Source organism: Olleya sp. AS48 (assembly GCF_038900355.1).
Classification (GTDB): domain Bacteria; phylum Bacteroidota; class Bacteroidia; order Flavobacteriales; family Flavobacteriaceae; genus Olleya.
Window position 1 is genome coordinate 37,051 of the sequence record NZ_JBBMRD010000003.1, and the last position, 22,450, is coordinate 59,500.

A 22,450-nucleotide genomic window follows, 5' to 3' on the forward strand; every position below is an offset into this window, starting at 1 on the left:
TATAATATCAATTTTAAAATTTAAAAAAATATGTTTTCAGGATATATGGGTTACTATATACTAATAGGAGCTATCGGTTTAATTAGTAGTTTAGTAAGTGGTAAGTTAAAAAGTAAATTTGCATTTTACTCTAAAGTCCATTTGCGTAATGGTATGACAGGAGCAGAAATTGCAGAAAAAATGCTAGCAGATAATGGTATTAGAGACGTAAAGGTTATTTCTGTTAAAGGACAATTAACGGATCACTATAATCCAGTGGATAAAACTGTAAATTTAAGTGAAGTCGTGTATAGTCATGCAAATGCAGCAGCAGCTGCTGTAGCTGCACACGAGTGTGGCCATGCTGTTCAACATGCAACAGCCTATAGTTATTTGACTATGCGATCTAAATTAGTACCTGTTGTTCAAGTAACATCTAGTATGTCACAATGGGTTATTATTGGTGGTATTGCATTAATGGCTTCTGGTGCATTAGGTGCAAGTGGACTTTATGTTGCAATTGCAGGTTTGGTCATGATGGGATTTGCTACACTATTTAGTTTTATCACTTTGCCAGTAGAGTATGATGCAAGTAATAGAGCTTTGGCTTGGTTAAAAGCAAAAAATATTGTCACACCAGAAGAATATAAAGGCTCTGAAGATGCGCTTAAATGGGCTGCAAGAACCTACTTAGTAGCAGCAATTGGAGCGTTAGCCTCTTTATTATATTGGGCTATGCAAATTTTAGGTAGACGCGATTAAGTCACTTAAATTATATTAAAATAATACATAATAGTTTTTCTTTTTTTACATTTGAGCAACCAATAATTTAATCAATAATAATGGAAAATAATTTAGAAAATTCGTTTGACAATTATCAAGGGAATACATTAGTAAATGTGGCATCTGAAGCAGATAGAGTCGCATTTTATAAAAAAACGTATGGTCATGTTGCTGTAGGTGTATTAGTATTTATTTTATTTGAATACCTACTTTTACAAAGCCAAACTGTTGTGGAGTTTATGTTGTCTATGACAGAAGGTTATAAGTGGTTACTACTACTTGGAGGTTTTATGTTAGTTACAACTTATGCTGAAAGCACAGCAATGAAAACTGCCGATAAAAATAAACAGTATTTAGCTTATGCATTATATATATTAGCTCAGGCTGTTATTTTTGTACCAATGATATACATTGCAGCTTTTTACATGGATTCTGGTCCAGAAATGTTACAACAAGCAGCATTGGTAACGTTAGCGTTATTTACAGGTTTAACTGCTGTAGTAATGATGACTAAAACAGATTTTTCGTTTTTAAAAGCAGGCTTAACTATTGGTGGCTTTATAGCTTTAGGGTTAATTGTTGCTGGATCACTTTTTGGTGGATTTACACTAGGTTTATGGTTTTCTGTTGGAATGTGTTTATTAGCAGGAGGATCAATTTTATACCAAACGTCTCAAATTAAAGATAAGTACACAACTGAAGATTATATACCTGCAGCATTAGGTTTATTTGCATCTTTAATGTTGTTATTTTGGTATATCCTTAGAATATTTATGTCAAGAGACTAAAAATTATCCTAGTAAATAGTAAAAAAAGCACCTAAATTTTAGGTGCTTTTTTTACGTCAAAACTTAAATTTTAACAAGGTTTAATTAACTTGTAATTTGCTGTTTTATAGTTGTTTGTTGGTTATAAAACTATTTTTAAAATTAATATCAAAAATTATTATATGGTGTCAATCAATATGTTAAATTTGTTATGCTATTAATTTATATATTATGAAAAATAAACTACTATCATTGATTTTTTTGTTACCCTCATTAATCATGTCACAAGTAGGCAATGGTTTTGAAAATACTCCAGGTGTAACATTTAACGCTGTAAGTAATGCGTGTCAATATTTTGACACAAATACTACAACAGCACATACATTAACTAATTATAATGCCAATTGCGGTTTGGTTTATGTTACCGAGGCAAGTTCTGGTGTAACCTTGGGATACTCTATTGTATTAGATCCAACAACACCTAATGGTCCTGTAGGTTTCTCTGATGGAGATTATTTTGGTGTTGCTACAGCAGCTTCCATCCAATCAGAATTAGGTTTTGCGCCACCAGAAGGGACGCAAGCGTTTTTTATGGATGATGTTGATGGTACAGTTACTATGACTTTTGACCAAGTTGATCTAGTAGGATCTAATCCACAGTTTAGTATGCAATATTTTTTAGATGATACTAATTGGGATATTTTAGACTTTTTTAGAGTGACTATTCAATTTTCAGATTGTGCTTCACCAGCGCTTACGTTAATTGATACCACTACAGAAACTAATGGTATTGATGATTTGCCAGGTTTGCAAGGGTCTTGGCAATTATTGTCTGCAGATTTATCTGCTAATGCAGCGTGCAAAGCACAATTGGTAATTGAGTTTTCTTCTAATTCTGGAGCAGAGCAATTGGCCTTAGATGCTATAGATTTTATTCCTGGTTTGACACTAAGTACAGATGTATTTGATTTAAATAGTGTATTATCTATATATCCAAATCCTTCTAATGGATTAATGACTATTAAAAACAACGGAGTTAATTTAAAGGCAGTTAATGTTACAGATATTAATGGACGTTTAATTAAAACAATAGATTTAAATAATAGCTCAACAAATGCTATTTTAGATTTAAGTACAGATTTAGCTTCTGGATTGTATTTTATTACTGTAATTTCAGAAAAAGGAAATCTTGTTAAAAAGATAATTATAGAATAATTTAGTAATTTAGATATACATAAAAAAACGCCTTTTTGAAGGCGCTTTTTTTATATTTTTATTTGTCGTTCTATTTGTTGGTCTAGAGATATAAAGGTTTCTGTTCTAGAAACACCAGCAATGGATTGTATATCATTATTTAGTAAATGCATTAAATGCTCGTTGTCCTTACATAGTATTTTTATTAATATACTCCAGTTTCCTGTAGTGTAATGACACTCTAAAACTTCGGGTATTTTTTTTAATTGTTTAACTGCTTCCGGATTACTCATGGCTTTGTCTAAATAAATACCTACAAATGCCATAGTGGTATAGCCCAAAACTTTTGGGTTAATAACAAATTTAGAGCCTGCTATTAATTTAGATTTTTCTAGTTTTCTTAAGCGTTGGTGTATGGCAGCTCCAGAGATACCGACTTGACGTGCGATTTCTAAAACAGGTGTTCTGGCATCTTGCATTAAAGCACGAAGTATCTTTTTATCGATACCATCTATAGTAATGTTATTGTTTGTAGTTTTCAAGTTGAAATAGGTTAAAATTTAAAAGATAAATTTAAACAATCTATTTTAAATTGTAACATGGTGTTTTAAAGACATTGTTTTTACACGCATTAAGGATGGAAATGGCATCCTTTTTTGCCATTAAAAGCAAAAAAGATATAATGTACAGCCTGACCTAAGCAATACTTACAAGGTTAATTAAAACCTTGTAAGTGTTGTGTGGTAATGCCCAAAAATTAAACATTTAATGGGTTGTAGCCTAAATATGGGACTTCGGTTTCTTTAAAAGTAATTCCGTAATCCTTTAATTCTTCTAGAATTGGAGTGTAGACTTCTTTTGTAATTGGTATTTGTACGCCTGGAGTTGTAATCTTACCATTTAATATGGCTAAGGTTGCAATTGCCACAGGAAGTCCTACGGTTTTTGCCATAGCTGTGTAAGTTTGGTCTTCGCCAAGGGTAACCATTGTAGAGTCTATTTGGTGTTTTTTACCATCAAGCTCATAACCAAATTTGTGGTACATGACAATCATGTCCTTGTCTTTAGGGTCTAACGTCCAGCTGTCTAGTAATATTTTTTGTAATATTTGAGCAGGCGTTGCTTTTTTAAGTTCGACCATTTTAGTTTTGCTAAACAGGTCTAGCTCTAAAAACTTGTCCCAAATAATATCATCTTGATCTATTTTTAAGGCGTGTCTAAATTTAAGCTCAACAGAGTCTGTTGGGCTGTAAGGTAAAAAGGCGTTTACAAAGTCGCGATAGGTCATATTCTCACTATCATCTATAGTGTAACTATCGTCTGTCATGCCTAATGCTACAAAGACTTGCCAAGCTCTGGAAAATCCAACACGACGCATCGTCCCACGATATAATGTTTTTACATTGTCAAGATTATACACGCTTTGGTATTTTAATGAGTCGCGATTAGCGTAAGCTTCAAAGCGTCCAAAACCGTCAACGTCTAAAAATTCGGTACGTCTAAATAAGCGGTTATAAGGTATGTATTTGTATGTGTTTTCTTGTAAAAATTTGGCTGCACCACCTTGTCCTGCTGTGACTACATTTCTTGGATTCCAAGTAAATTTGTAATTCCATAAATTGTTATCACTTTCTGGAGCTACTAATCCACCAGTAAAGGACTCGAATAATATAATTTTTCCGCCTTTATCACGAATACCATCAATAACTTGCATGGCACTCATATGATCTAGTCCTGGATCTACACCAATCTCGTTCATAAAGACTAACCCTTTGTCTTTAGCATCTTGATCTAAAGCTTGCATTTCATCACTTACATAAGACGCTGTGACCATACTTTTATTAAAAGTAATACAGTCTTTTGCAACTTCTATATGGAATCTTGCTGGTAGCATAGACACCACGATATCTGCAGCTTTTATAGCTTGCTCTCTAGATGCTGGATCAAATACATCTAAACTTATTGCCGAGGCATTAGTATGATTACTAGTCATTATTTTTGCGCTTTCAACATTTAAGTCACCAACTGTAATATGTAATTTTTCGGTTTCTGATTTATCTAGTAAGTATTTAATAAGGTACGAGGTTGATTTTCCGGAACCTATGACTAATATCTTTCGCATAATGGGATTTGTTGAGTATTTTTGAACTACGAATGTAGAAAATTTTAATTGGGATAAAAACGAAAATGAAGTATTTATATGAATAAGAAGCTATTACTTTTAGGAACTATTTTGGGATTATTAAGTGTTGTTTTAGGTGCTTTTGGAGCGCATGGATTAAAAGCTTTAGTGTCTGCAGAAGCAGTCCAAAGTTACGAAACTGGTGTGCGCTACCAAATGTATCATGCATTATTGTTGTTAGTTGTTGGGAGTCATAATTTGGTGGCCTCAAAATCTAAAACAATAATTTTTTATTTGGTTTTGTCAGGTATAATCTTGTTTTCCGGATCTATTTACGGATTAGCAACTAACACATTAACTGCTTTTAATTTTAAATTAATAGCGTTTGTGACACCAATAGGAGGTTTACTATTAATCTTGTCATGGGTTATCCTGTTGATAAATATTTTAAAGATCAAACAGAATAATTAGTAATTGTTTGGCGTTTCTAGTGTAATAATTTTAACTTTGCAACTCAAACAACACATACACAACACACACAAATTATGGTAGACCATACCCAATTTACGAAAACGATTGCGTTGGAACAGTACGGAATCAAAAATGCCCAAGTAAAATATCAATTAACACCAGATCAATTACAAGAGGAAACTCTTGAAAAAGGTCAAGGTAAAGTAGCCTCTTCAGGAGCTTTAGCAGTAAATACAGGCGAGTTTACAGGACGTTCTCCAATGGACCGTTTTATTGTAAAAGACAGTATTACTGAAGATAAAGTGTGGTGGGGAAATATCAACATTCCTTTTGATGCTGATAAGTTTCAAAAACTATACGATAAAGTAACAGATTACTTATCTAACAAAGAGGTTTTTGTTAGAGATAGTTTTGCTTGTGCTGATGAAGACTACAAACTAAACATTCGTGTTATAAATGAGTATCCATGGAGTAACATGTTTGCTTACAATATGTTTTTAAGACCAACTGAAGAAGAGTTAAAAGATTTTACTCCAGAATGGACTGTAGTTAACGCTCCAGGTTTTATGGCAGATCCACAAGTTGATGGTACACGTCAGCATAATTTTGCTATTTTAGATTTTACTAGAAAAATTGCTTTAATTGGTGGTACAGGTTACACAGGAGAAATCAAAAAAGGAATCTTCTCTGCACTAAACTTTATTTTACCAGTTTACAAAAACACATTACCAATGCACTGTAGTGCAAATGTTGGTAAGGATGGCGACACAGCAATTTTCTTTGGATTATCAGGAACAGGAAAAACAACATTGTCTACAGATCCTGACAGAAGCTTAATTGGAGATGATGAGCATGGTTGGACTGCAGAGAATACTGTGTTTAACTTTGAAGGTGGTTGTTACGCTAAAGTGATTAACTTATCAGGAGAGCAAGAACCAGAAATTTTTGGTGCGATTAAAAAAGGAGCAATCCTAGAAAACGTTATCATGAATGATAAAGGAGAGGTAGATTTTGAAGATACTTCTATTACACAAAATACGCGTGTAAGTTATCCAATACATCATATTGAAAATATTAGAGTACCATCTACAGGAGAGAATCCTAAAAACATTTTCTTTTTAACAGCAGATGCTTTTGGAGTATTGCCTCCAATATCTAAACTAACACCAGCTCAAGCTGCTTTCCATTTTATATCTGGCTATACTGCAAAAGTAGCAGGTACCGAAGCTGGAATTACTGAGCCAGTACCAAGTTTTTCGGCATGTTTTGGAGCACCTTTTATGCCTTTACATCCAACAAAATATGCTGAGATGTTAAGTAAAAAAATGAAAGACGCTAACGTAAACGTATGGTTGATTAACACAGGTTGGACTGGAGGATCTTACGGAGTAGGAAGCAGAATTAAGTTAAAATATACGCGTGCTATGATTAGTGCAGTACTTAATGGAGATTTAGGATTGTATAACTATAAAGATTATCACATCCATTCTGTATTTGGTGTAGCACAACCTAGAACTTGTCCAGGTGTACCTGATGAGGTGTTAAGCCCAAGAGCAACTTGGAAAGACGATAAAGAATATTACAAGACAGCTTTTAAACTAGCTAATGCTTTTAGAGAGAATTTTGAGAAATTTGAATCTTATGCAAGCGAAGAAATTAGACGCGGTGGACCACAACGTTACGCTGAATAGTAATAGATAAAGTGTTAATAAAAAAAGCGCCAATTGAAATTTTCAATTGGCGCTTTTAATTTATAGTAGATTAAGGTTTATTTACCTTTATTAACTTTGTCAATATATTTTTGAAGAGCCATAGTCATAGATGGTGTTTCAGGTGTTGGAGCAGCAATGTCTACACGCAATCCTTTTTCTTCAACAGCTTTAATGGTCGTGTTACCAAAAACAGCAATTCTAGTATCGTTTTGTTTAAATTCTGGAAAATTGTGGAATAATGACTCGATACCACTAGGACTAAAAAATACTAAAATGTCATAAGTCACATTTTCTAAATCTGATAAGTCACTAATAACTGTCTTATAAAAGACAGCTTCTTTCCAATCAATATTTAATGCGTTTAAAGTTTCTGGTACCTCAGGCTTTAATTTGTCTGTTGTAGGTAATAAAAACTTTTCGTCTTTATATTTTTTTATTAAAGGTGATAAGTCTGCAAAATTACGTTTACCAACATAAATTTTACGCTTTCTGTACACTACATATTTTTGTAAATAGTAAGCAACTGCTTCAGATTGACAAAAATATTTTAAAGAATCTGGCACTTTAAAACGCATTTCTTCAGCCACTCTAAAAAAGTGATCAACAGCATTTCTACTAGTTAAAATAATAGCAGTGTAATTTTTTAAATCAACTTTTTGTTGTCTGATATCTTTGGATGGCACACCTTCTACATGAATAAAAGGTCTAAAATCAATTTTTACTTTCTGCTTTTCAGAGAGATCAAAATAAGGCGAATTTTCTATTTTAGGTTCCGGTTGCGAGACTAAAATCGTTTTCACTTTCATAAGTTGTATAATTTTATTTAGACCCAATTAGTTGTTATAATTTTATATAAAACAACATAAGGTGCAATTTCGAGAGTGCAAAGATACAAAATAAAATAAAACAAGCTCTTTCTAAAGACATTAAGATTATTCTTAATAAATAAAAACAAGCCAAAAAATTGCAAAGCTAAAAGGATGGCAAGCAGTGTAATTAATAGGGTTTGGTTAGGTGTTAATGTATAGATTAGTAAAGCATTTATTGGTAGAAGTACTAATCCTACAAAGTTTTGAAAGCTAGTTTTTTCAAAAATATACTTATCTATAATAGGCTCTATATCCAATACGCTTGATAATAATCTTTCAAAAAGCACCTTTAATATTAAAAATAACCCAATAAGTAAAGCGTATTTAAAGACGTCTACTTGTGGTAACCTGTTTAAGGATTGCTCATTTAAATAGGTGTGCAGTAAAAGTCCTAAGTTTAGTATAAAGTTTAAAAACAACAAACCTTCAAATAAATCAAAAAAGCGCTGTTCCTTTATATATAGGTTAGTATGTCTGGAGTTAAATAATAGTAAGATAAACTCATTAAACCTTTTAGTAAATAATGTCTTAGATAGCGCTACAATAATTAGGCAACCTATAAAAGTTAGGGTTAAAATATCTACAGTATATAGGTCTCTTAGCATGGCATAAAATTATTATTTTTTAATAGTAAATCGTCTAATAATTAAGTAATTTTTATAATTAAGTAATTTTATAAAAATGTACATTTGCCTAAATTTTAATTAGTATTGATGCAAGACGCTGTTGTTATAATACCAACATACAACGAAATTGAGAATATAGAAGCTATTTTAAGTGCAGTGTTTGCACTTCCTAAAGCATTTGATGTATTAGTGGTGGACGATAATTCGCCAGATCAAACCGCTGTTAAGGTTAAAGCATTACAAGCAGAGTTTGACAATAAGCTATTTTTAGAAGTTAGAAAAGAAAAATCTGGGTTAGGTACTGCGTATATACATGGTTTTAAATGGGCTTTAAAAAAGCACTACCAATATATTTTTGAGATGGATGCAGATTTTTCTCATAACCCAACAGATTTAATTCGTTTGTACGATGCTTGTCGTTTAGACAATGCAGACTTAGCCATAGGGTCGCGTTATGTAAAAGGTGTCAATGTAGTCAATTGGCCTCTAGGTCGTGTAATATTGTCTTATGGTGCTTCTATTTATGTAAGATTAATTACAGGTATGCGTGTTAAAGACGCTACTGCAGGTTTTATATGTTACAAAAGACAGGTTTTAGAGCAACTAAACTTAGATCAAATAAAGTTTGTTGGCTACGCGTTTCAAATAGAAATGAAATTTAAGGCGTATTTAAAAAAGTTTAAATTAGTAGAAGTCCCAGTCATATTTACTGACAGAACAAAAGGAGAATCTAAATTAAGCTCAAGTATAATATCCGAAGCTATATTTGGTGTTATAAGTATGAAAATTAAAAGTTTATTCAAATCCAATTAATAATGCAAAACAAGAAGACACTTATTAAAAATGCAAAAATCGTTAATGAAGGCACAATTTTTAATGGTGATATATTAATCGAAGGTCAGTTTATTACAAAAATAGACCATTCTATTAGCCCAAAATCTGCAGATGTTAATGTTTTTGACGCAGAGGGCAAATATGTCATTCCAGGAGCAATTGATGATCAAGTGCATTTTAGAGAACCAGGATTAACGCACAAAGCAAATATAGAGACTGAGTCTAGAGCTGCTATTGCTGGTGGAATTACCTCTTTTATCGAGATGCCAAACACTAATCCACAAACAACAACTATTGAAAAGCTAGACGAGAAATTTGCAATTGCTGCTAAAAAATCATGGGCTAACTATTCCTTTATGTTTGGTGGTACTAATGACAATTTAGAAGAAATTTTAAAAGTAAATAAAAAGGAAGTTGCTGGTTTAAAACTATTTTTAGGATCGTCAACGGGTAATATGCTTGTTGATAATCCAGAGGTTTTAGAAAAAATATTTAACAGTACAGATTTATTAATTTCTGTGCATTGTGAGGACGAAGCAACCATCCAAAAAAACTTAGATATTTATAAGGAACGTTATGGAGAAGACATTCCTGTAAATTTTCATCCTATAATTAGAAGTGAGGAAGCATGCTATATTTCTTCTTCTAAAGCTATAGAATTAGCTAAAAAGACAGGAGCACGTTTACATGTGTTTCATTTATCTACAGGTAAGGAAACCGAATTGTTTGACAATAAAGTACCTTTAAAAGATAAAAAAATTACTGCAGAGGTTTGTATACATCACCTGTGGTTTAGCGATAAAGATTATGACGAGAAAGGCACGCTAATTAAATGGAATCCTGCGGTTAAAACCGAAAAAGATCGCGAGCAACTACTTAAAGCCTTGTTAGATGACAAGATAGACGTTATTGCTACAGATCATGCACCACATACCTTTGAAGAAAAATCAAACGTATATACATCTGCACCATCTGGAGGTCCTTTAGTACAGCATGCATTACCAGCATTGCTAGAAATGTATCATGATGGTGATATCTCTATTGAGAAGATTGTAGAAAAATTTTGCCATAATCCAGCTATTTTATTTGAAGTAGAAAAACGTGGATATATCAGAGAAGGCTATTTTGCAGACCTAGTTGTTGTAGATTTAAACAACCCTTGGACTGTTAAAAAGGATAATATTTTATATAAATGTGGATGGTCTCCTTTTGAGGGTACAACATTTAAATCTAGGATTACTCATACGTTTGTAAATGGTGGTTTAGCTTACAAAAACTTTAAGTTTTATGATACTAACTACGCACAACGCTTAACCTTTAATAGATAGTTATGTTAAAACAGAACATTGTAATATACATATTTATAACCTTGTTATTTGTGTCTTGTTACGGAATTGAAAAACCAAAAAAACCTGAAAATTTAATGAGTAAGGATAAAATGGTAGATGTTCTGGTAGAATTAGCATTAGTGTCTTCTGCTAAAGGAATTAATAAACGTGAGCTAGAAAATAAAGGGATAGTACCTGATACATTTGTTTACAGAAAACATAAAATTGACAGTACCATATTTGCAGACAGTAATAACTACTATGCATATGACATAGATGAATATTCTCAAATATATAAGGATGTTAGAGATAGTCTAGAAAGTTTAAGGACTTTTTATAAAGCCGAAGAGAAAAAGGAAGACAAAATCAAACAAAAAGAATTAAAAGAAACGGTTAAACAAAAGCTTGATCGCGTGCAAACGCCAAAGTAGTTTGTTTTAAACTAATGTCTATACTTGTAAAATTATAATCTATAGCAGTTGTAATTTTACTATTACTAAATTGACTTTGGGACAAAGCCGAATGTGCTGTTTGTTTAGACAACAAGCGTCGTTTACCTGTAAGTTTCTGTTTTATCCAATCCAATCGCCAACATAAAGCTAATAGTAGTTTTGTGGCTTTCTTTTTTGGAGGGACTACATTTAGGTAGTTGGCAGTTTTGTAAATAAAGTCTTTAAAGCTTAAGTTTTCAGATACCAGTATGTAGCGTTCATTAATAATGTTGCTTTTCATAAGTGTAACCATACAACTTACAACATCATTAACATCCACGTAACCTGTACTTCCCGTAGTGTAATAGGTCATGCCTTTATTTACCATAGTAATAAGCGATCCACTACCATAATTCCATATTCCAGGACCAATTATAATTCCAGGATTTACAATAACAGCATCCAAGCCTTCTTGTGTACCACGCCAAACTTCAAGCTCTGCACCATACTTGGTAATAGCATAAACACTATTGTCAAATTCCTGATTCCAATCCGTAGCTTCAGTAATTAATTGTGCATTATTAGTTGGTGTACCAATAGCAGCTATGGAGCTGACATAGCATAGTTTTATTACCTGATTAGATAAACATTGGTTAACAATATTTGCTGTCCCTTCAATATTAGTTTTTCTAAGTAGTTCAAACTTATTAGGTTCAAAAGACACAAAAGCAGCACAATGATAAACATGGGTAATTCCATTAAAAGCGTCAGTTAAATCTGGTATATCGTTTAAGTCGGCTTTTACCCAATCAATTTTGCTAAAAAGGACATCAGGTGTGTCAGTATAATAGCTAAAAATGCGTTTAACGGTTTCAAACTTTTTTTCATTTCTATAAATAGCACGTACAGATTGGTTTTCATTTAATAAATTAAACAATAAGTGTGCACCAACCAAGCCTGTTCCTCCTGTAACTAAAATCATACCTCTAAGGTAATAAATATTAGATATTGTATGTAGTTTATGGCACGATTTTTATCTTTGCGTCTTCAATAATAAAACCACACTAAAATGGCTAATGCATTTGTAGAAGAATTAAGATGGAGAGGGATGGTACACGATATCATGCCAGGAACCGAAGCGCAACTGGATAAAGAGATGACCACAGCCTATATTGGTTTTGACCCAACATCAGACTCGTTACACATAGGTAGTTTAGTACCAATAATATTGCTAGTACATTTAAAAAAAGCAGGACATAAACCCGTAGCTTTAGTAGGTGGAGCAACAGGTATGATTGGAGATCCTTCTGGTAAAAGTGACGAGCGTAATTTGTTGGACGAAGCCACACTTAACCATAACGTAGCAGGTATTAAGTCTGTATTGTCTCGTTTTTTAGACTTTAACTCTAACGATAAAAACGCACCAGTTTTAGTTAATAATTATGATTGGATGAAATCGTTTTCATTTATAGATTTTGCGCGTGATGTTGGTAAACGTATTACTGTAAACTACATGATGGCTAAGGATAGTGTTAAAAAACGTCTGTCGGGAGAAGAAGGTAATGTTGGTATGAGTTTTACTGAGTTTACTTACCAATTAATCCAAGGATACGATTTTTACCATTTACACAAAAACCTAAATTGTAAATTACAAATGGGTGGAAGTGATCAGTGGGGAAACATCACCACAGGAACAGAATTAGTAAGACGTATGAATGTTGGTGATGACACAGCTAAAGCTTACGCGATGACCTGTCCATTAATTACAAAAGCAGACGGAAGTAAATTTGGTAAAAGCGAAGGTGGCAATGTTTGGTTAGATGCTGATAAAACCAGTGTATATAAATTCTACCAGTTTTGGCTAAACAGCTCAGACGAAGATGCAGAGAAGTACATCAAAATTTTCACCTTTTTAGATAAAGATACCATTGAGGCTTTAATTGCAGAACATAAAGAAAATCCAGGTTTTAGAGCCTTACAAAAACGATTAGCAGAAGAGGTGACTACTTTTGTACATAGTAAAGAAGAATTAGAAAATGCTGAAAAAGCATCAGGAATATTGTTTAGTAAAGATTTTAAAAATGAAATTAAGCAGCTAAACGAAAATTTATTTTTAGATGTTTTTGAAGGTGTGCCACAAGCCGAAGTGTCTATGGACAAAATCGAAGCAGGTTTAGACATGATTGCCGCATTAGCTGCCGAAACTGATTTTTTAGCTAGTAATGGAGAAGCACGTCGTGCATTAAAAGAAAACTCGGTGTCTGTAAACAAGGATAAAGTTACAGAGGATTACACAATTACTAAAGACGATTTAATTAACGATAAGTATATTGTAATTAACAGAGGTAAAAAAACAACCTTTATTATTAAAGCTATCTAAAAAATTGCTGAGGTTGTAAATCTCAAATACCATAGTAAACAATAAAGCCTGCTTAAAATAAGCAGGCTTTTTTTTATGAAATCAGTTAACCAACCAAAAACTAATTTCTCTTTTTCATATTAGGTTAGTCGTATCTTTTTTAAAGTCCTTACAATACCATTAAATTACAGCCTCTAATATCACTATTATCAAAGCGACCAATAATTTCAAAGTCCTCATTATCATGTACTTTACCTAAATCTTGGGTCGCAATAAAACTACAAGAATTTATATTTGCCAAATCAATAACATTAATACCACCAGTTTTAGCACTATTAAAAACGGTTAATGCATCCTCAGTGTCTCTAGTTAAAATACGCATCCATGGTGGACAGTTAAAAATACCATGTCCTTTGGAGTATGCTTGGCTTAATAACTCTGTCATACCATACTCGCTATGTATTGCATCCACACCAAAACCTGCTTTTAAGGTGTTGTGTAACTCTTCTCTTATCACTTCTTTACGACGTCCTTTCATACCACCAGTTTCCATAATAATAGTATGTTTAAGGTTAAAAGTGTGCAAATCTATTAAATCTAATAGCGCAAAGGATACACCAATAAGTAACACCTTTTCTTCAGCATGATCCAATGCAATTAGTATGTCCTTTAATTGGTCTAAATTATTTAAGTAAAAACCACTTTGTGGCTTATTGGAGTCTTTAATTAAATGGTCTACCATATAAACTAAAGAGGAGCCTTCGCGTTCTAAATAATTGGGTAATAAGGCTAAAATGGTATAATCTTTTACATTACCATAAAAATGCTTAAAACCTAATTTAAAACTAGTTTCATACACGCTTAAGTCAGATACCAAATGCTTACTGGTAATTTGTCCTGTAGTACCACTACTTGAAAAAGTAGTTTCAATAGGGTTAGTTGTACTTAATACCTGATGAGATTTAAAAAATTGTATGGGTAAAAACGGAATCTCGTGCAAGTCTGAGATATCACTTGGATTAATATACAGTAAGTCGCAAAACGAACGATAGATTGTATTGTTTTCAAACTGAAAACGAAACACCTCTAAGGCTTTTGCCTTAAACTGATCAGGAGTTGTAATTGTAAAAATGTCCTTAGTCGTAGTCATGTAATTGTAAAACACAAAAGTATATAAAATAAAAAAAGCGTTGCTATTGCAACGCTTTTTTTGTGAGGTATAATAAAACTTATTCTATTACTAATTTTTTAGTAGTAGTCGCTCCATTTTGCGTTAATTTTAAAATGTAAACGCCAGCTTTTAAATTAGACACGTTTAAACGACTAGTCGTTAATGTTGTGTTTAATACTTGCTTTCCTAAAACATCATAAGCAACAACAGCAACTGGCTGGTTGTTTGCAGTTTTGATATTTACAAATCCGTTAGACGTTGGATTAGGGAATACTGAGAATTCTGATTGTTCGAAAGTTTTATTGGATAAAGTTGCAGTTTTTGATAACACAACGTTATCTATTAAAATTCCATTTCCAGTTGTATTTCTAACTGAAAAAATAACTTCTAAATCGCCTGCATCAGGTGTAAAAGTATATGTCATTTCAACCCATCCAGCGCTTGATGCTAAATCAGTATAGGCTGTATATGAAGAATATCCACCATCATGAAAGGCGTTTCTTAATTGACCATCTCCTTTTGCGTAGTAAGTCAAAGTATATTCTTCATTGGTAGCAGTAATAACTTCGTTTGTAAATCTTTTGTGACTAGTACCAGTAACTTCTAAAGCAACAGAAAATGAGCCTTCTTGAGCATCTGTAGATTGTGTAACTGCTGAGGCAGCAATACTTGACTTAGATCCATACCAACTTGTTGGTGTGTCTAATGAAGCGGTTCCTGGCCATGTTTCAAACCCTGGATTAGTTAATTCATTTTGTCCAACTGAAAGTGTCAGAGTTAATAAAGTAAAAAGTAAAAAGTAAATTTTTTTCATATAAATGTGTTGTTAAATTTAGCATCAAATCTATACAAAAAAAAAGAGTTATCTGATAACAGATAACTCTTTTAACAATACCTTAATATTGGATTATTCTACTATTAATCGCTTAGTAGTAGAGGTTCCGTTTTGGTTTAATTTTAATATATAAACACCAGTAGTTAAACTAGTAACATCTAATGTGTTGTTGTTAAGTGTTTTAGATAAAACTTGCTTTCCTAATACATCATATACTGTAACAGTAACAGCAGTATTTGCTTTAGTTGTAATGTTTACAAATCCTGAATTTGTTGGATTTGGATAGATGTTAAAGTTAGAAGTTGTGTTAAATTCTTGAGTTGTTAAAGAATAGTTTGATATTGGAAAAGGGACAGCAGATAAGTCATTTGTTGTTCCGTCTAATTGAGCAATACCACTAAAAGTCCAATTAGCTAAAACAAATCCACCATCAGGTCCTGTATTGTCAACTCTGTAAGCCCAACCATCAGTATATTCCCAAGCTTCACCTGTACCATCGGTATCAATATCACCAAATGTATCGATTACAATACCGTTTTCAAATAATTCAATAGCATCATCACCATTAATTGACATTGCACCAGTTGTGTAATCAGGAGCAAAACCAAAAAATGAAGTAAAACCTGTGGATTCACTAGACACATAAATAACATCACCAGCGCTTAATGAAACTGAAGGGAAAGTAAACTCTTGCCCATCTGTTCCTCCTCCATTATTTGCACTTCCTAAACCAAATAAGCTTAAATCCGGAACATCTTCTAGAGCAGTAATTTCTACTCCTTTCGGTACAGAATTATTTTGCCCATCATAAACTCCAGTTAAAACTAAAGCGTTAGTTGCTGCACCAAACACATTACCTGATAAAGCAACTGTTTGGTCTGCAACAGGAGCTGAGGCTACAGTAATATCACCTAAGTAGCTGTTAATGGCTAAACCAGAAGCTAATCTTACAAATACTTCAGTGTTTGCAACTGTACCAGAAACTTGAGGAATTGTTACAGAATTTGAAAAACCTGTTCCTGATGTTAATGAAACTTCAAAATTTATTGGAGCAGTTACAGTAATATCGTTTGTTAAAAATAAGCCTTCAACAAAAATAGAATCTTCATTAGATGGACCAGCACCAACAGCATAATTTAAGGCATCTGGAGTGCCAAAAACACTAAATTGAGGTGTCGCTGCTTCAACTGTTCCACTGACGTTTACAGTTTCATTTGCTGCTCCAGTTGAAGTGGCTGTAATAATCTCATCATATACATTTGCAGAAAGTCCTGACGCTAGTCTTACATAAACCGTCGTGTTTGCAACAGCTCCTGCTGATTGTGGTAACGTTAATGTACTTGAAAAACCGGAACCAGAAGTTAAGGATAGTTCAAACGCTGGGCTTGCTGTATTTAAAGTAATATCTGTTGTTAAGTTAGATCCAGATGCTGTAAATGTGCCTTCAGCTGAAGGTCCATTTCCTTCAAAATAATCTAAACCTGTAACCGCATTACCTAAACTTATAACAGGTGTTGCAGTCCCAGTAAAACCGGTCCAAACCACGTCGTCAATAACAACTTGACCATCGCTATTGTTTACATTTATAAATTTAATAACTACGTCACCTGGTTGATTTACTGTTATGTTACCAGAGTTTAAAACAACATTTTGTTGACTACTACTAGTTACTGTTCCATATACAACATCATTGACCAAAACCGTTAAATTGACGTTAGTGCTAAAAGCCTGTAAATAGTTAAATGATATTGTTCCTACACCTCCAGAAATAACGCCTGAGCTAAATTCGGCTTGTGGTGTTCTGTTTCTACCAATCATAATTGACTGATCAGTAATTTGAACATCTCCTCTACATTGAGTGAAATTCCATGTAGAACCATCATCGCCAACAAATGTTCCATTTACATACCCTGAAGTAGTAGAAGGGAAGTTTGTAAAAGTTTCATTTCCCTGTCCAAAAGTGACAGATGAAACTAATAATGTTAAAATTAAAAAGTAAAGTTTTTTCATAATTAATGGATATAAAATTAGGCAATAAAGATACATAGAAAATTGACTTAACCCAATTATTAATAAGGCTATCCTGCTTCTTAATGTTAAAATAACATCATTTTAATGCTTTGGTTATCAGATTTGTAGTTAAAGACTGATTATGCGTCTATTATATTTTTTTAGATTAATTTAGCATGTTATCTTAATGTTATTAATTATTTAAAAATTAAATCTTTTAGTAATAGTTTTATCTTTACATTAATATAACCATTATGTAATTCAATAGTAAAGTCCCTAAAAATTTTACAACATCAGGTTGTTTTAAATAATTGACTGCCTATTGAAATACCATGTGATAGATAAAAAAAACACATATAATAGACACATGAATAAAAAAGACATTAAAATCCTTTTAGTGGATGATGAGCCAGACATTTTAGAAATTGTAGGTTATAATTTAACTAATGAAGGCTATCAAGTAGTTACAGCTAAAAACGGATTAGAAGCAGTCAAAAAAGCTAAAAAAGAAAAGCCACAGCTTATTATTCTAGATGTGATGATGCCAGAAATGGATGGTATTGAAGCGTGTGAAGCTATTAGAAAAATTCCAGAATTAAGCGCATCGCTTATTACGTTTTTAACAGCCAGAGGAGAAGACTACTCGCAAGTAGCTGGATTTGATGCAGGAGCAGATGATTATATTACTAAGCCTATTAAGCCAAAAGTATTGGTTAGTAAGGTTAAAGCATTGTTACGTCGTTTAAAAGCAGAAGAGACTAGTAAGTCTTTAATGACCATTGGTAACTTGGTAATTAATAGAGAGGAATATAAAATTATTCTGGATGGTGACGAGATTATTTTACCAAGAAAAGAATTTGAATTATTATCTTTATTAGCCTCTAAACCTAATAAAGTCTTTAAAAGAGAAGATATTTTAGATCGTGTTTGGGGTAACGAAGTCGTTGTTGGTGGACGTACAATTGACGTACATATAAGAAAACTACGAGAAAAAATTGGCGATGACAGTTTTAAAACCGTCAAAGGTGTGGGTTATAAATTTGTAGAATAATTTGAAGTTAAAAAAGACTTACAAGTTTGCATTAAAAACCTCGTTTTTAATAACAATCTTCTTAACCCTTTTTATGGGTTTGTTTTTATATACGTTTTATATTGTGGACGTAGGACAATTGGTGCTTTTTGCTTTCGCAACCTTTAGCGTCTCGTTTTTAATAACACAGTTTAGGGTAGAAAAATTTATCTATAAACGTATTAACAAAATTTACAAAGATCTTACCCTTTTAGAAGCAGTTAGTTTTAGTAAAAAAAGCATCACTACAGACATGGCTACGCTGACCAAACAGATAGACCAATATGCTAAAAACAAAAAGCTAGAAATTGAAACACTTAAAGTAAGAGAAGAATACCGTAAGGAGTTTATGGGTAATATTTCCCATGAGCTTAAAACACCATTATTTACAGTACAAGGCTATCTAGAAACATTGTTAGATGGTGCTATCAATGACAAAAATGTAGCTGAAAAATATTTAGAAAGAGCCAATAAAGGTGTGGAGCGACTAATCTATATTGTTAAGGATTTAGACATGATAACCAAACTTGAAGTTGGAGATTTAAGTCTAAACGTCGATACTTTTGATATTGTGGCGCTAGTGCAAAGCGTTTTTGAGCTTTTAGAAATGAAGGCAGCCAAGAAAAAAATTACCTTAACCTTTGATATGGATTACAAGTATCCAATAATGGTAAAAGGCGATGAAGAGCGTATACAACAAGTTTTGACCAACTTGATTGTAAATTCTATTAAATATGGACGCGAAAAAGGAACGACCGAAATTAGTATAGAAAAACTAATTAAAAACAAAGTCATTGTTAGAGTAACAGACAATGGAGAAGGGATTGAGAAAAAACACATCTCTAGATTGTTTGAGCGTTTTTACAGAGTCGATAAAAGTGGATCACGTAAAGAAGGTGGTTCTGGTCTTGGACTAGCAATTGTTAAGCATATTATTGAGGCACACGACGAAAAAATTTATGTGGAAAGCGAGTTTAATATTGGTAGCGAGTTTTCTTTTACCCTTGAAAAAGCAAAAACAACCCCTTAAAATCAATCGTGTTATTAAAAGCCTTAAAACCAGAATAGGCAGTCACACGTTCCAATTGTTTTAAAGTAAAATCTTCCTGACTACAACTAGCAATAATCCCTTGGTTGTTTAAATAGTCAGCTAAATACTCTTGCTCAAATTGTCCAGGTGTTGGTATAAAAAACGCTTGTTTACCCAACTTGGCCAAATCCATAATAGTTGTATAACCAGATCTAGACACCACAAGTTCACTTTTATTAAGTGCCTGTTGCAATTCTTCGGTTTGCATAAAATTGTAAATCGTAAAAGGAGATTCCAACATAACTGTCTGTTCTGTTTCAATTTTTCCTCTAACAAACATCACCTTTCCTTTATAGTTAATTAAATCAGATAGTAGTTTTTCTTCTAATATAGTGCGTTGTGGCTCTGGTCCAGACAACAAAACCATGATATCATACTTCGGCTTAACCTTAATTTTTTCTAACCGACTTAAAGGACCAATGTACTTTATGTTTAAACCTTTGTTTTTAAAATTATGACCAAGGTTTCCGCTTAAATTAGGTTGGTTTTCAAAATCCGGAATCCAACATTCATCAAAAGCCTTTAAATAGTGATCATGAAAATAAGTACTTAATTTAGTAGTGCTTCCACTTAACACATTTAATTGGTGCGTTATAAATACAGAAGGTACCGTTTTGGACAAAACACCCATTCTATTATCAGATATAATACCCTTAATATTATAGTCCGTAATAATTTTTTGTGTCGCGCGATGTTCTTTTTTTATCGCTTTTTTAATTTTAGGTAATTGCCAAAGCATTAACCATTTAAACCATGTTTTAGATTTGGCATACGTAACATTATAAGCAGGTAATGTAAGGCACGTCACACTCTCAAATTCTTTTTTAAGCAAATCTAACGCTTGACCATCACTAGCAATAATAGGCTCAAAACCCGCTTCAATCAAGGCGTTAATAATAGGTATGCATCGCGTCGCATGACCAATTCCCCAATTTAAAGGTGCAACAAGAATTCTTTTTTTCATTATAAAAATTTGGGCGTTACCACAAGGGTCAGGCTGTCCGTTATATCTTTTTTTGCCATTTATGGCAGCAAAAAAAGGATGCCACTTCCATCCTTAACGCAGTAAAATGTCAAAATCAAAGATAATCATAAAGTTACTTAGGTATATTTCCTTAATTTTACGCCAGAAATAACAAATAGTTAAGAAGTGGGTAGCAAGAACAAGCAAAAAAGATTTAGAGAAAATGAAACCTTTGATAATGTGTTTCAGCCAACTAGAAGTCAATTAGTAGACCAGGTTTACGAGCATAAAGGAAATTGGAATAAAAATGTCTTTAAAAACAACAACCCATTAGTGTTAGAGCTAGGTTGTGGTAAAGGAGAATATAGTGTGGCTTTAGCAGAAAAGTTTCCAAACAAAAACTTTATTGGTATAGATATTAAAGGTGCACGTTTTTGGAGAGGAGCCAAAACTGCTACCGAAAATAACATGCCTAACGTTGCCTTTATACGCACACAAATTGAGTTGGTCGAGTCTGTTTTTGCAGAAAACGAAGTAGACGAAATCTGGATTACCTTTCCAGATCCACAAATAAAATATAAGCGTACAAAACACCGCATGACTAATTCGCAGTTTTTAAAACGTTACAAAACTATTTTAAAACCAGACGGAATCATGAATCTTAAAACAGATTCAGAGTTCATGCATGGTTACACATTAGGGTTACTACATGGTGAAGGTCATGAGGTATTACATTCTAATAACGATGTGTATAGACAAGACGGAAGCCCAGAAGAAGTAACTAGCATCCAAACACACTATGAAAGCATCTATTTAGAACAAAACAAACCAATTACGTATATTAGATTTAAAATTAACTAACTATTGAATTTAACAATTACCTTTTTTGTAAGCTTATTAATTGCACTTGTTGGTGTAATCCCTCCAGGATTGCTTAACATGACAGCAGCAAAAATTAGTATAAAAGAAGGGTATAGTCGTGGCTTAGTATTCTCGTTAGGGGTTTGTGTTATTGTAGTTATACAAACATTAATAGCGGTTATTTTTGCGCGCTATTTAAGTAAACATTCTGAGGTAGTTAGGATATTACAACAAGTAGCATTTGTATTATTTGTTTTAATAACGGTTTACTTTTTTTTATTAGCTACCAAGGATCCAAAACCAGAAGTAGAAGCCGATCGTAAAAGTAAACGCAGTCAGTTTTTTTATGGTATGGTGTTGTCAGCATTAAATGTGTTTCCAATTCCGTATCAAGCATATATGAGTATAACTTTGGCTAGTTTAGGTTGGATAACATTAGACAACCCAAATATTGCGTCCTATGTTGCTGGAGCAGCATCTGGTACGTTTGTGATGTTGTATATTTATGTGTTTTTTTTAAAAAAGATAAAAAGCAAAAAGCTAAAGTCACAAAAAAACATGAACTACATTATAGGTTCAATTACAGGTATAATTGCAATTGTAACACTAATAAATATTATAAAAGACTTTTAAAACTATGAAACCCGAAACACTTAATTTTTTTGATAAAGTGTATGAGGTGGCACGACAAATTCCGTATGGTCGTGTGACAAGTTATGGAGCTATAGCTAATTTTTTAGGCGCAACTCGTGGAGCCAGAATGGTAGGTTATGCTATGAATGGGTCACATAATAAAGAGGTGCCTGCACACAGAGTGGTAAACCGTAAGGGATTACTAACTGGTAAACATCATTTTGATGGGACTAACCTTATGCAGCAATTACTAGAAAGCGAAGGTATTGAGGTTGTAGATAACCAAATCCAAAATTTTGAAACCCTATTTTGGGATCCTTCTGTATTACTTTCGGAATAATT

Annotated in this window: 23 protein-coding genes; 14 read left to right on the forward strand and 9 right to left on the reverse strand. The window is 32.9% G+C overall.

The window, feature by feature from the left end; genetic code table 11:
* Nucleotides 1-30 precede the first annotated feature (30 nt).
* The 3 genes from WNY60_RS05190 to WNY60_RS05200 all read left to right on the forward strand — a co-directional run bounded on the left by WNY60_RS05190 (nt 31) and on the right by WNY60_RS05200 (nt 2,744).
* Nucleotides 31-741, forward strand: a complete 711-nt coding sequence (locus tag WNY60_RS05190; protein WP_261375373.1) for a zinc metallopeptidase — start codon at nt 31-33, stop codon at nt 739-741.
* An 80-nt stretch (nt 742-821) separates the two neighbouring features.
* Complete coding sequence (locus WNY60_RS05195; RefSeq protein ID WP_292948056.1) at nt 822-1,550, forward strand: Bax inhibitor-1 family protein; 729 nt, start codon at nt 822-824, stop codon at nt 1,548-1,550.
* A gap of 258 nt (nt 1,551-1,808) precedes the next feature.
* The gene (locus WNY60_RS05200) at nt 1,809-2,744 is read left to right on the forward strand and encodes a T9SS type A sorting domain-containing protein (protein ID WP_339808632.1); all 936 of its coding nucleotides are present in this window, start codon (nt 1,809-1,811) and stop codon (nt 2,742-2,744) included.
* 50 nt (nt 2,745-2,794) lie between these two features.
* On the opposite strand, the gene WNY60_RS05205 is transcribed toward WNY60_RS05200, so the two are convergent.
* Nucleotides 2,795-3,265, reverse strand: coding sequence for an Lrp/AsnC ligand binding domain-containing protein (locus WNY60_RS05205; protein ID WP_028283223.1), 471 nt, complete (start codon nt 3,263-3,265; stop codon nt 2,795-2,797).
* A 215-nt stretch (nt 3,266-3,480) separates the two neighbouring features.
* Nucleotides 3,481-4,845 carry a saccharopine dehydrogenase C-terminal domain-containing protein gene (locus WNY60_RS05210; protein ID WP_145004162.1) on the reverse strand — a complete coding sequence of 455 codons (1,365 nt, stop codon included), beginning with the start codon at nt 4,843-4,845 and terminating at the stop codon, nt 3,481-3,483.
* 78 nt (nt 4,846-4,923) lie between these two features.
* Here WNY60_RS05210 and WNY60_RS05215 point away from each other — a divergent pair, with 78 nt between their 5' ends.
* Nucleotides 4,924-5,316 carry a DUF423 domain-containing protein gene (locus tag WNY60_RS05215; protein WP_342861714.1) on the forward strand — a complete coding sequence of 131 codons (393 nt, stop codon included), beginning with the start codon at nt 4,924-4,926 and terminating at the stop codon, nt 5,314-5,316.
* Nucleotides 5,317-5,390: 74 nt separating this feature from the next.
* Entirely contained in the window at nt 5,391-7,007 is a 1,617-nt protein-coding gene (gene pckA, locus WNY60_RS05220) for a phosphoenolpyruvate carboxykinase (ATP) (RefSeq protein WP_339808634.1), read from the forward strand.
* 77 nt (nt 7,008-7,084) lie between these two features.
* Here pckA and WNY60_RS05225 read toward each other — a convergent pair whose 3' ends face one another.
* Together WNY60_RS05225 and WNY60_RS05230 are read right to left on the reverse strand one after the other, a co-directional pair.
* Nucleotides 7,085-7,834, reverse strand: a complete 750-nt coding sequence (locus WNY60_RS05225) for a uroporphyrinogen-III synthase (RefSeq protein WP_145004153.1) — start codon at nt 7,832-7,834, stop codon at nt 7,085-7,087.
* A 17-nt stretch (nt 7,835-7,851) separates the two neighbouring features.
* Nucleotides 7,852-8,502 carry a DUF4271 domain-containing protein gene (locus tag WNY60_RS05230; protein WP_145004150.1) on the reverse strand — a complete coding sequence of 217 codons (651 nt, stop codon included), beginning with the start codon at nt 8,500-8,502 and terminating at the stop codon, nt 7,852-7,854.
* Between the two features lie 108 nt (nt 8,503-8,610).
* On the opposite strand from WNY60_RS05230, the gene WNY60_RS05235 reads away from it, so the two are divergent.
* From WNY60_RS05235 to WNY60_RS05245, 3 genes are read left to right on the forward strand one after another with little or no spacing between them, the layout of a single operon-like run.
* Complete coding sequence (locus WNY60_RS05235; protein WP_145004147.1) at nt 8,611-9,336, forward strand: polyprenol monophosphomannose synthase; 726 nt, start codon at nt 8,611-8,613, stop codon at nt 9,334-9,336.
* A 2-nt stretch (nt 9,337-9,338) separates the two neighbouring features.
* Entirely contained in the window at nt 9,339-10,685 is a 1,347-nt protein-coding gene (locus tag WNY60_RS05240; RefSeq protein WP_342861715.1) for a dihydroorotase, read from the forward strand.
* Nucleotides 10,686-10,687: 2 nt separating this feature from the next.
* Entirely contained in the window at nt 10,688-11,116 is a 429-nt protein-coding gene (locus WNY60_RS05245; protein ID WP_145004140.1) for a DUF4296 domain-containing protein, read from the forward strand.
* Here WNY60_RS05245 and WNY60_RS05250 read toward each other — a convergent pair.
* Nucleotides 11,079-12,098, reverse strand: a complete 1,020-nt coding sequence (locus tag WNY60_RS05250) for an NAD-dependent epimerase/dehydratase family protein (protein ID WP_342861716.1) — start codon at nt 12,096-12,098, stop codon at nt 11,079-11,081. The two genes, WNY60_RS05245 and WNY60_RS05250, sit on opposite strands and share 38 nt — an antisense overlap.
* An 87-nt stretch (nt 12,099-12,185) precedes the next feature.
* Here WNY60_RS05250 and tyrS point away from each other — a divergent pair, with 87 nt between their 5' ends.
* Nucleotides 12,186-13,496 carry a tyrosine--tRNA ligase gene (gene tyrS, locus WNY60_RS05255; RefSeq protein ID WP_342861717.1) on the forward strand — a complete coding sequence of 437 codons (1,311 nt, stop codon included), beginning with the start codon at nt 12,186-12,188 and terminating at the stop codon, nt 13,494-13,496.
* Between the two features lie 148 nt (nt 13,497-13,644).
* On the opposite strand, the gene WNY60_RS05260 is transcribed toward tyrS, so the two are convergent.
* From WNY60_RS05260 to WNY60_RS05270, 3 genes are all read right to left on the reverse strand, one after another.
* Nucleotides 13,645-14,625 carry an acyl transferase gene (locus tag WNY60_RS05260; protein WP_342861718.1) on the reverse strand — a complete coding sequence of 327 codons (981 nt, stop codon included), beginning with the start codon at nt 14,623-14,625 and terminating at the stop codon, nt 13,645-13,647.
* A 79-nt stretch (nt 14,626-14,704) separates the two neighbouring features.
* On the reverse strand, nt 14,705-15,460 hold the full coding sequence (locus WNY60_RS05265; protein ID WP_339808641.1) for a T9SS type A sorting domain-containing protein: 756 nt from the start codon (nt 15,458-15,460) through the stop codon (nt 14,705-14,707).
* Nucleotides 15,461-15,553: 93 nt separating this feature from the next.
* Nucleotides 15,554-17,491, reverse strand: a complete 1,938-nt coding sequence (locus tag WNY60_RS05270) for a T9SS type A sorting domain-containing protein (RefSeq protein WP_342861719.1) — start codon at nt 17,489-17,491, stop codon at nt 15,554-15,556.
* A 367-nt stretch (nt 17,492-17,858) separates the two neighbouring features.
* On the opposite strand from WNY60_RS05270, the gene WNY60_RS05275 reads away from it, so the two are divergent.
* Together WNY60_RS05275 and WNY60_RS05280 are read left to right on the forward strand one after the other, a co-directional pair.
* Complete coding sequence (locus WNY60_RS05275; protein ID WP_145004123.1) at nt 17,859-18,542, forward strand: response regulator transcription factor; 684 nt, start codon at nt 17,859-17,861, stop codon at nt 18,540-18,542.
* A gap of 73 nt (nt 18,543-18,615) precedes the next feature.
* Nucleotides 18,616-19,590, forward strand: a complete 975-nt coding sequence (locus tag WNY60_RS05280; protein ID WP_342861720.1) for an ATP-binding protein — start codon at nt 18,616-18,618, stop codon at nt 19,588-19,590.
* Here WNY60_RS05280 and WNY60_RS05285 read toward each other — a convergent pair.
* The gene (locus WNY60_RS05285; protein ID WP_145004118.1) at nt 19,559-20,614 is read right to left on the reverse strand and encodes a glycosyltransferase; all 1,056 of its coding nucleotides are present in this window, start codon (nt 20,612-20,614) and stop codon (nt 19,559-19,561) included. The two genes, WNY60_RS05280 and WNY60_RS05285, sit on opposite strands and share 32 nt — an antisense overlap.
* A 186-nt stretch (nt 20,615-20,800) precedes the next feature.
* Here WNY60_RS05285 and trmB point away from each other — a divergent pair, with 186 nt between their 5' ends.
* From trmB to WNY60_RS05300, 3 genes are read left to right on the forward strand one after another with little or no spacing between them, the layout of a single operon-like run.
* Nucleotides 20,801-21,475, forward strand: a complete 675-nt coding sequence (trmB, locus tag WNY60_RS05290; RefSeq protein WP_145004115.1) for a tRNA (guanosine(46)-N7)-methyltransferase TrmB — start codon at nt 20,801-20,803, stop codon at nt 21,473-21,475.
* A 3-nt stretch (nt 21,476-21,478) separates the two neighbouring features.
* Nucleotides 21,479-22,108, forward strand: coding sequence for a LysE family transporter (locus tag WNY60_RS05295; protein WP_145004112.1), 630 nt, complete (start codon nt 21,479-21,481; stop codon nt 22,106-22,108).
* 4 nt (nt 22,109-22,112) lie between these two features.
* Nucleotides 22,113-22,448, forward strand: a complete 336-nt coding sequence (locus tag WNY60_RS05300) for an MGMT family protein (RefSeq protein ID WP_339808645.1) — start codon at nt 22,113-22,115, stop codon at nt 22,446-22,448.
* Nucleotides 22,449-22,450 lie beyond the last annotated feature (2 nt).